Below are 8,382 nucleotides of genomic sequence, written 5' to 3'. Positions count from 1 at the left end.
GATTTCTTCTTAAATTCGGCCGTTAAAGACAGACTTAAAGCAGAAGAAGCGGCAGTTTTAAAGGGTGAAAAATCATCTTTCCAAAGTGCCGACGATTTATTTGAGTTTTACAAACAAAACAGATAATGCAAACCATAGAATTTTTACTCGAAGGAGAATACATAGAGCTTTTAAAATTGTTGAAAGCCGTAAACATTGCCCAAACGGGTGGTCACGCAAAAATGATCGTTGACGATGAATTGGTAGTTAGAAACGGTGAAGTGGAAACGCGTCGTAGAGCTAAAATCATTAAAGGCGATGTATTGGTGATTGATGAGGAGATAGAGATTACGATTGTGTAACACCGGTATTTAAAAATTTAATGATTTAAGAATTTAAATCATTGTATTTGATCTTTAAATAACCAGAAAGGGGGATGTTGAAACATCCCCCTTTCTGGTTTAAATTCTTAAATATTTAAATCCCTCCTCGCCTACTCTTCATCAAAACGATTGAGCCATAAATCAACCAATGCATCAGCGGTGGGAGCGGTTCCTTTTACCAGTCTATCTCCTGTTTGGGCATCATAAAGGTGCCATCCCTTTTCATCCTTTACTCCAACACCGTACATGTAGTCGAGAAATATTACCTGAAAATCACTCAAACTTTTCTCGGGCAATATGTCTTCATACCCCGTATCATATACATAGACGCTTCCCTCTAACCACAACTCAAAGCAATGTGCATTATCGTGGTAGGCAACGCTGTCATAAATAGGTGCTATCAACTCAAATGCACCTTCACCTCCAAACACTCCCCATTGGTGTGTTTTTACAGATCTTCCATAACAGTAGATAGCATTAGCATCTTGCGCTTCAATTAAGTCTAGTTTATGCTCCTTTTGTATTTGAGCCATTAAATCTAGCGCAGAAAGTGGCAAATAGGTTGGGCGCGGTATATCCTTTATGTCCGCACATCCTACTCCACTCACAAACTCAAGTATATCCGGACCTTCCGCTCGCAAGTCTATTCGATACCATTTCCCTTCTTTTTTACCTGCAACCTCTAAATGTTCCAACAAACTTGTTTCTGATCCGTACAGCTCATAAGGTGAAATGGAAAATGCCTCCAGATGGTTCTCTTCATCAAAAGGAAGCGTTAAAAGTGAATCAATTTTTGTAAAGGTTTCATCCAGCTCTCCTAGATTTTCAAAGACAATTTCATCCCAATTCACAGGTGGAATAAATTCAGAATAAAAGGAAATAACTCCTTTTTTTCCATTGTAATTCACCACTGTAAAATCCATTTCCTCTTGCGCAGGAGTAGGAAATTCAACACTCATTTTATTGAGCTTTTTAGGATAAGAAAACAACAATATTTTTGTGGTCTTGTCAAACAACTGCCAATTCCCTTTTGAATTTTTAAGTCGACAAGGAAAGTTGGAATATTTGTTAGGGTTCCATTCTATTTCAGATGCCTTAAAATGTGAGATAAAAGCATTCAACTCTTGCGGAGTGCTGGACGGATTCAATTCCTTTTCCTCCCAAAATAGACGTTGAGCATGTAAGTTTAAGGCTCCCAGTAGTAGCGGTAAAACAAGCCATTTCATAACAGTGCGGTTTAATTTGAAGACAAGATAAGAAATAAAGTTAATTCCTCATTTCTGGCTCCGGTAAATGAAAATACAAAGGATTTCGAAATTCTTTTAACAAATAATTAGCAGTAGAATTTTGCACCCTCGCAAAAGGCGTATTACATTTGCGTTCAGAAATGAATACACTTTTCAGATATATTATTGCACTGAGCGTACTGCTTCTAATTGGTTTCAACCAAACCATTAGTCGTGCATTTGCTGAAATTTCTGGTATTGAACAAGTAGGTTCACAAGCAGAAGACCAATCGGTATATTCAATTCAAGATCTTCACGCACATTACATACATGCAACGCCAGAAAATAGTCAGCACCTCTTTGGTGTTGAAACATCAGAAAGCGGTGCGGAAGAGGACGAAGACAAGTCACACAAAAAATTCTCCGCATTCGGAGATTTCCTTAAAACACTCTTTCTCTTACAGAAAGCAGTTGTTTCTATAGACATTCACGAGGAAGAAGCCATTTTTCATTCTCACGAATTCAAAGCATCATCATTCAAATCACTATTTCTAGTTCTAGAAGTATTTAGACTGTGATTTACATCTTCTTTTATCTGTTCACTTAGAAATAACTTTTAGGTGCAGATACCACATGTCAAAACTTGGTATTCTACCAAGTGGTTATTGGCATACCATCAATTTTTATTTCCAAACAATTTAATGCTTTAAAAGCAAAATTATTATGAGAAGAATGTGCATAATGCTGGGCTTGTGTGCCTTATTTATTAACGCAAGCTGTGAATCAAAAAAACATGAAGAAAAGGAGTTAGCTACACATTTTCTAGCGACTACTCCTGTGAGAATGGACACCTCTATTACGGTAGATTATGTATCGCAAATTCATGCGATACAACACATAAAAATAAGAGCCCAAGAGAGAGGTTATTTAGAGAAGATATATGTAGATGAAGGTCAGCACGTTAAAAAAGGCCAATTGTTGTTTCAAATTATGCCGCGCTTGTATGAGGCTGAAATGCAAAAAGCAAAAGCGGAAGCTGAATTCGCAAACATAGAATATTTAAACACGAAACAACTAGCGGATAGCGAGGTGGTTTCTATGAATGAATTGGCCTTAGCTAAAGCAAAATTAGACAAAGCAAAAGCTGAATTGGCCTTGCGTAAAGTTCACTTAGACTTCACTGAAATTAGAGCTCCTTACGATGGTATAATTGACAAATTCCATGTTCGTTTGGGAAGTTTAATAGACGAAGGAGATTTGTTGACCTACCTGTCTGACAACAGTAAGATGTGGGTATATTTCAACGTTCCTGAAGCCGTTTATTTAGATTATCAAACCAATATGGACAAAGACAGTTTCTTGGAGGTCGGTTTAAAAATGGCCAACAATAAATTCTTCCCACATCGCGGTATAGTTGAGACCATAGAGGCCGACTTTAACAACGAAACAGGTAACATTCCATTTAGAGCTACTTTCCCTAATCCAACCGGACTTTTACGTCACGGAGAAACCGGAAACATAGAAGTAAAAGAACGTTTCAATAATGCCATTGTCATCCCTCAAAAAGCCACGTTCGAAGTATTGGATCAGAAGTATGTATACGTAATTGATGCCAACGATGAATTACAATCTAGAAAAATAGAAATTGAAGCAGAAATGCCCGATTTATATGTGGTTAAATCAGGGTTAGATACTTCAGACAAAATCCTTTTAGAAGGCTTAAGAAACGTTCGTGAACACGATAAAATTGAATATGAACTGCACAATCCAAAAGAGGTACTTTCTACTTTGAGATTACACGCAGAATAAAAATCGTTCAAAAAAAATTAAAATACAATGTTTAGTAAATTCATAAAAAGACCAGTACTGGCTATTGTATTGTCTTTGGTGATTGTATTCGTAGGTACGCTATCTATCAATACACTTCCCAAATCACAATTTCCAGATATTGCTCCTCCTATGGTTGTGGTATACCTCTCCTATCCAGGAGCGAGTTCAACCGTTCTTACCAATTCTGTATTAATTCCTTTAGAACAAGCCATCAATGGAGTTCCGGGAATGAAATACATGTTCTCCACAGCAGCCAGTTCAGGTGAGGCCAACATTCAAATCGTATTCGAAAAAGGTAGTGACCCCAACCAGGCGGTGGTTAACATCAACAACAGGGTGCAACAAATGAAAAACCGTTTACCGGCCATCGTTCAGTTGGAAGGGTTAAGGGTACAACGTTTAATGCCTAATATGTTGATGTATGTGAACCTTTACGGTACGGATACTGCCAACACAGATATGAAGTTCATCTTCAACTACGCCTACATTAATTTACTGCCAGAACTACAACGTATCAACGGTGTAGGTAGAGCGCAAATTGTGGGAAGTAGACAGTACGCCATGCGTGTTTGGTTAAACCCAGACAGAATGCGAGCATACGACATCTCTACAGAAGAGGTGATGAAAGCCTTGGGTGAACAAAGTATTATAGGTTCTCCTGGTCGTTTGGGTAGAGCCGATAGTAAACGTTCAGAGTCTATAGAATATGTGTTGACCTATCCTGGACGATACAACGAAGATGAGGAATACGAAAACGTAATTATACGTGCCAATGCAGACGGTGAAGTCTTGAAACTAAAAGATATTGCCAAGGTTGAATTAGGATCGGAGTACTACGACATCTACTCCAATAAGGATGAATTTCCATCAGCAGCCATTACTTTAAACCAAGCTTATGGTTCGAATGCCATAGACGTAATTGAAAAAGTAAAAACGAAGTTGGAAGAAATGAAAGCCGACTTCCCTCCAGGGGTTGAATACGAAATTTCTTATGACGTTTCTAACTTCTTGGACGCATCTATTACTGAAGTATTACACACGTTGAGAGATGCATTTATATTGGTATCTTTAGTCGTATTCATTTTCTTGGGTGATTGGAGATCTACCTTGATTCCAGTACTTGCCGTACCAGTATCTTTAATCGGAGCTTTCTTCGTTATTCAAGCCTTTGGATTAACCATCAACTTGATTACACTATTTGCCTTGGTATTGGCCATTGGAATTGTGGTCGATGATGCCATAGTGGTTGTGGAGGCCGTTCACGCCAAGATGGAAGAGAACCCGCATCTTACTCCAACTCAAGCGGTGAAATTAGTATTGAAAGAAATTTCTGGTGCCATTATCGCCATTACATTGTTGATGACTTCTGTATTCGTTCCGGTAGCCTTTATGTCTGGACCTGTAGGTATATTCTACCGTCAGTTCTCCATTACGATGGCCTCCTCAATTGTTATCTCAGGATTGGTAGCCTTAACGCTTACACCTGTATTGAGTGCAATGATCTTGAAAAACAATCATGGAAAAGAGCGCAAACGAAACCTTCTAAACAGAGGTTTAGATTCTTTCAATAGAGGATTCGACAAAATGACGGGAGGATACACAGGAATTCTTAAAAAGATAGTCAACCGTAAAGCCGTAACATGGGGATTGTTGTTAATCTTTGCTGTGGGTACTATTGGTATTTCAAGAGTTCTACCTTCTGGATTCGTGCCTTCAGAAGACCAAGGTATGATTTACGCGGTGCTACAAACACCTCCTGGATCTACCTTGGAAAGAACCTATGCTATCTCTAGAGAATTACAACAAGCTGCCGAAGAAATTGATGGGGTACAATCTGTGTCTGCTTTAGCAGGTTATGAAATTTTGACACAAGGTCGTGGTTCTAACTCAGGTACTTGTATCATCAACTTAAAACCTTGGGATAAAAGACACCATACTGTTCCTGAAATCATTGAGGAATTAGAAGAAAAGGTGAAGGACATTCCCGGTGCGAAAGTTGAATTCTTTGGTCCGCCAGCTGTACCTGGTTACGGTGCTGCCGGAGGTATAGCCCTTCAATTGTTGGATAAAAACTCTAGCATTGACTACAACCGTTTAAACGGTGTTACTCAAAAATTCATGGATGAATTAGAGAAGAGACCAGAGATTACAGGACTGTTCACTTTCTACAGAACCGATTATCCACAATATGAATTAGAAATAGATAACCAATTGGCCATGCAAAAGGGTGTTTCTATTGGTAAGGCCATGGACAACTTATCTATCTTGGTGGGAAGTACCTACGAACAAGGTTTCATTAAATACGGACGTTTCTTCAAACTCTTCGTTCAAGCGGATCCTTCGTTCAGAAAATTACCTACGGATATCTTGAATTTCTATGTAAAAAATGACAAGGATGAAATGGTTCCTTACTCTGCTTTCATGAAAGTGAAAAAGACACAAGGTATCTATGAGATTAACAGGTATAACATGTATACAACTGCGCCGATTCGTTGTAATCCTGCACAAGGATATTCTTCGGGTGAGGTAATTGACGTAATTAAGGAAGTTGCAGCAGAAACATTACCAAAGGGATATGATATAGACTGGGCTGGTTTGTCGAAAGATGAATCTAGGAGAGGTAATGAGGCAATATACATTTTCATTGTAGTATTGATCTTCGTTTACTTTGTACTCGCGGCACAGTATGAAAGTTTTATTATTCCTTTCTCTGTTATCCTTTCTTTACCTGCTGGTATTTTCGGTTCCTTCCTTTTCATAAAAATGATGGGAGTTGCCAATGATATCTACGCTCAGGTTGCCCTGGTAATGTTAGTAGGTTTACTCGGTAAAAACGCCGTGTTAATCGTAGAGTTTGCCATCCAGAAAAAACGCGAGGGCTTCACAGTGTTTGATGCTGCTATTGCAGGGGCAAAAGAAAGGTTTAGACCAATTTTAATGACCTCTTTTGCTTTTATCGCAGGGTTAATTCCATTAATTGCAGCTCATGGTCCGGGAGCAATTGGTAACATGACCATTGGAGCTTCTGCCCTGGGTGGAATGTTGTTCGGTACTGTATTCGGGGTAATTATCGTACCTGGATTGTACTACATATTTGGAAAACTTGCAGAAAATAGAAGCTTGATTAAAGACGAAGAAGACAACCCGCTATCTGAAGGGTTTATGGAATTCCAAAGTCAATTTAACAAAGACAATGATGATGAAGATAAATAGATTAAATATGCTAGTGGGAATAAGTCTTGTAGCGCTCCTTATGGGAGCCTGCAAGACCCCAACCTTAGTGGAAAAAGAATTGCGAGAGGATTTACCGCAAGAATTCGCCATGTCGAAAGACAGCTTGAATTCTGGCACGTTGAACTGGAAAAGTTACTTTACGGATCCTTATTTAAACGCCTTGATTGATACCGCGCTTCAAAACAACCAGGAGTTGAACATCATATTACAAGAAATTCAGATGGCCAACAACGAGGTGAGTGCCAAAAAAGGGGAATACCTTCCTTCTGTTTCTTTGGGCGTTGGAGCAGCTGGTGAAAAAGTTGGTCGCTATACAGTGCAAGGTGCTTCTGAGGCTACAACCGACATTAAACCGGGAAGAGAAACACCTGAGGTAGTACCCGATTTTATGGTAGGTGGCTTTATGAACTGGGAAGTGGATATTTGGCACAAGTTACGCAATGCAAGAAAGGCTCAAGTGATGCGCTATCTCGCTTCAATAGAAGGTAAAAATTTCATGGTAACACATCTGATTTCTGAGGTTGCTAATGCCTATTATGAATTGATGGCTTTGGATAATCAGCTGACGTTAATTCAACAAAACATCGCTATTCAATCGGATGCACTTGAAGTGGTTCGCCTGCAAAAAAAATCCGCACGTGTTACAGAGCTTGCCGTTCGTAGGTTTGAAGCTCAGGTAATGAAAACCAAAAGTTTGCAATACGAGGTACAACAGAAAATCATAGAAACGGAGAATGAAATCAACTTCTTGTTGGGACGCTATCCTCAGCCTATCGCTAGAAACTCAGCAAATTTCAACACTTTGGTTCCCGACACTATTCACGCGGGGCTTCCTTCTCAATTATTAGCGAATAGACCAGACATAAGACAAGCAGAGTTAGAATTAGAAGCGGCCAATTTAGACATTCAAGTGGCGCGCGCTAATTTTTATCCTTCTTTAACCTTAAGAGCAGGACTCGGCTTACAATCTTTCAACCCCGCATTGCTTATCTCAACGCCAGAGTCTATGCTTTTCAATTTGATTGGAGATGCAACTGCACCATTGATCAATAGAAAAGCGATAAAAGCAACGTATAAGAATGCCAATGCAAAACAAATTCAAGCCATTTACAACTATGAGCAAACCGTATTGAAAGCTTACTTACAAGTTGTCAATCAGCTTTCGAACTTACACAATTTAGAAATGAGCTACGCTTTGCAATCACAACGTGTGGATGCTTTAACGCAATCCATCCAAATCTCTAATGATTTGTTTAAATCTGCAAGAGCCGATTACATGGAAGTATTGCTCACACAACGCGATGCACTTGAATCTAAATTTGAATTGATTGAAACAAAAAGAAATCAATTACATGCCTTTGTTGACATCTACAAATCTCTCGGTGGAGGTTGGAATTAGGAACAGTTAAATAATCATAGCAGCTAAAGTCGTCTTACCTCCGGGTAGGGCGGCTTTTTTATTTGATGATTTGAGGGATTTGATTTTCGCTTCGCGAATGATTTGATGATTAGCATTCGCTGCGCTCATGTTAATGGAGGGGCACGTTTACTATTCGATAATTAATTTTCTAAAATTACTAGAGCCATCCTTATTCAATACGGTTAAATGATAAACTCCAGGATCGTAATCTTTTACTTCAAATTGAAAGTTAGATTGATTGACAAAATAGAATTCAACGAGTTGTCCCATAGCATTATGGAGTTTTATACTCGAGATAGGTTGAGTTGAT

General features: G+C 38.9%; 7 protein-coding genes. 5 read left to right on the top strand and 2 right to left on the bottom strand.

What is annotated here, in order from left to right; all coding sequences use genetic code 11:
* The first annotated feature begins 125 nt into the window (after positions 1-125).
* Complete coding sequence (locus tag R3333_RS10150; protein WP_318958682.1) at positions 126-341, top strand: RNA-binding S4 domain-containing protein; 216 nt, start codon at positions 126-128, stop codon at positions 339-341.
* 131 nt (positions 342-472) lie between these two features.
* Here R3333_RS10150 and R3333_RS10145 read toward each other — a convergent pair whose 3' ends face one another.
* Positions 473-1,588 carry a hypothetical protein gene (locus R3333_RS10145; protein ID WP_318958681.1) on the bottom strand — a complete coding sequence of 372 codons (1,116 nt, stop codon included), beginning with the start codon at positions 1,586-1,588 and terminating at the stop codon, positions 473-475.
* Between the two features lie 161 nt (positions 1,589-1,749).
* Here R3333_RS10145 and R3333_RS10140 point away from each other — a divergent pair, with 161 nt between their 5' ends.
* The 4 genes from R3333_RS10140 (at position 1,750) to R3333_RS10125 (ending at position 8,051) form a co-directional block, all read left to right on the top strand.
* Complete coding sequence (locus R3333_RS10140; protein ID WP_318958680.1) at positions 1,750-2,166, top strand: hypothetical protein; 417 nt, start codon at positions 1,750-1,752, stop codon at positions 2,164-2,166.
* A gap of 145 nt (positions 2,167-2,311) precedes the next feature.
* Positions 2,312-3,397, top strand: a complete 1,086-nt coding sequence (locus R3333_RS10135) for an efflux RND transporter periplasmic adaptor subunit (RefSeq protein WP_318958679.1) — start codon at positions 2,312-2,314, stop codon at positions 3,395-3,397.
* A 27-nt stretch (positions 3,398-3,424) separates the two neighbouring features.
* Complete coding sequence (locus R3333_RS10130; protein WP_318958678.1) at positions 3,425-6,631, top strand: efflux RND transporter permease subunit; 3,207 nt, start codon at positions 3,425-3,427, stop codon at positions 6,629-6,631.
* A gap of 7 nt (positions 6,632-6,638) precedes the next feature.
* On the top strand, positions 6,639-8,051 hold the full coding sequence (locus R3333_RS10125) for a TolC family protein (RefSeq protein WP_318958677.1): 1,413 nt from the start codon (positions 6,639-6,641) through the stop codon (positions 8,049-8,051).
* Between the two features lie 150 nt (positions 8,052-8,201).
* On the opposite strand, the gene R3333_RS10120 is transcribed toward R3333_RS10125, so the two are convergent.
* The coding region (locus tag R3333_RS10120) for a T9SS type A sorting domain-containing protein (protein WP_318958676.1) at positions 8,202-8,382 on the bottom strand (181 nt) is incomplete at its 5' end.

This window comes from Lishizhenia sp., from assembly GCF_033720595.1.
In the GTDB taxonomy this organism is placed as follows: domain Bacteria; phylum Bacteroidota; class Bacteroidia; order Flavobacteriales_D; family Crocinitomicaceae; genus Lishizhenia.
Note: the sequence above shows the minus strand (reverse complement) of the source record. Positions and strands in the feature narration are given on the sequence as shown.

Excerpts from the sequence above, each read along its gene's own strand:
- R3333_RS10150 (WP_318958682.1), top strand. The coding sequence starts at position 126 with ATGCAAACCATAGAATTTTTACTCGAAGGAGAATACATAGAGCTTTTA.
- R3333_RS10145 (WP_318958681.1), bottom strand. The coding sequence starts at position 1,588 with ATGAAATGGCTTGTTTTACCGCTACTACTGGGAGCCTTAAACTTACAT.
- R3333_RS10140 (WP_318958680.1), top strand. The coding sequence starts at position 1,750 with ATGAATACACTTTTCAGATATATTATTGCACTGAGCGTACTGCTTCTA.
- R3333_RS10135 (WP_318958679.1), top strand. The coding sequence starts at position 2,312 with ATGAGAAGAATGTGCATAATGCTGGGCTTGTGTGCCTTATTTATTAAC.
- R3333_RS10130 (WP_318958678.1), top strand. The coding sequence starts at position 3,425 with ATGTTTAGTAAATTCATAAAAAGACCAGTACTGGCTATTGTATTGTCT.
- R3333_RS10125 (WP_318958677.1), top strand. The coding sequence starts at position 6,639 with ATGCTAGTGGGAATAAGTCTTGTAGCGCTCCTTATGGGAGCCTGCAAG.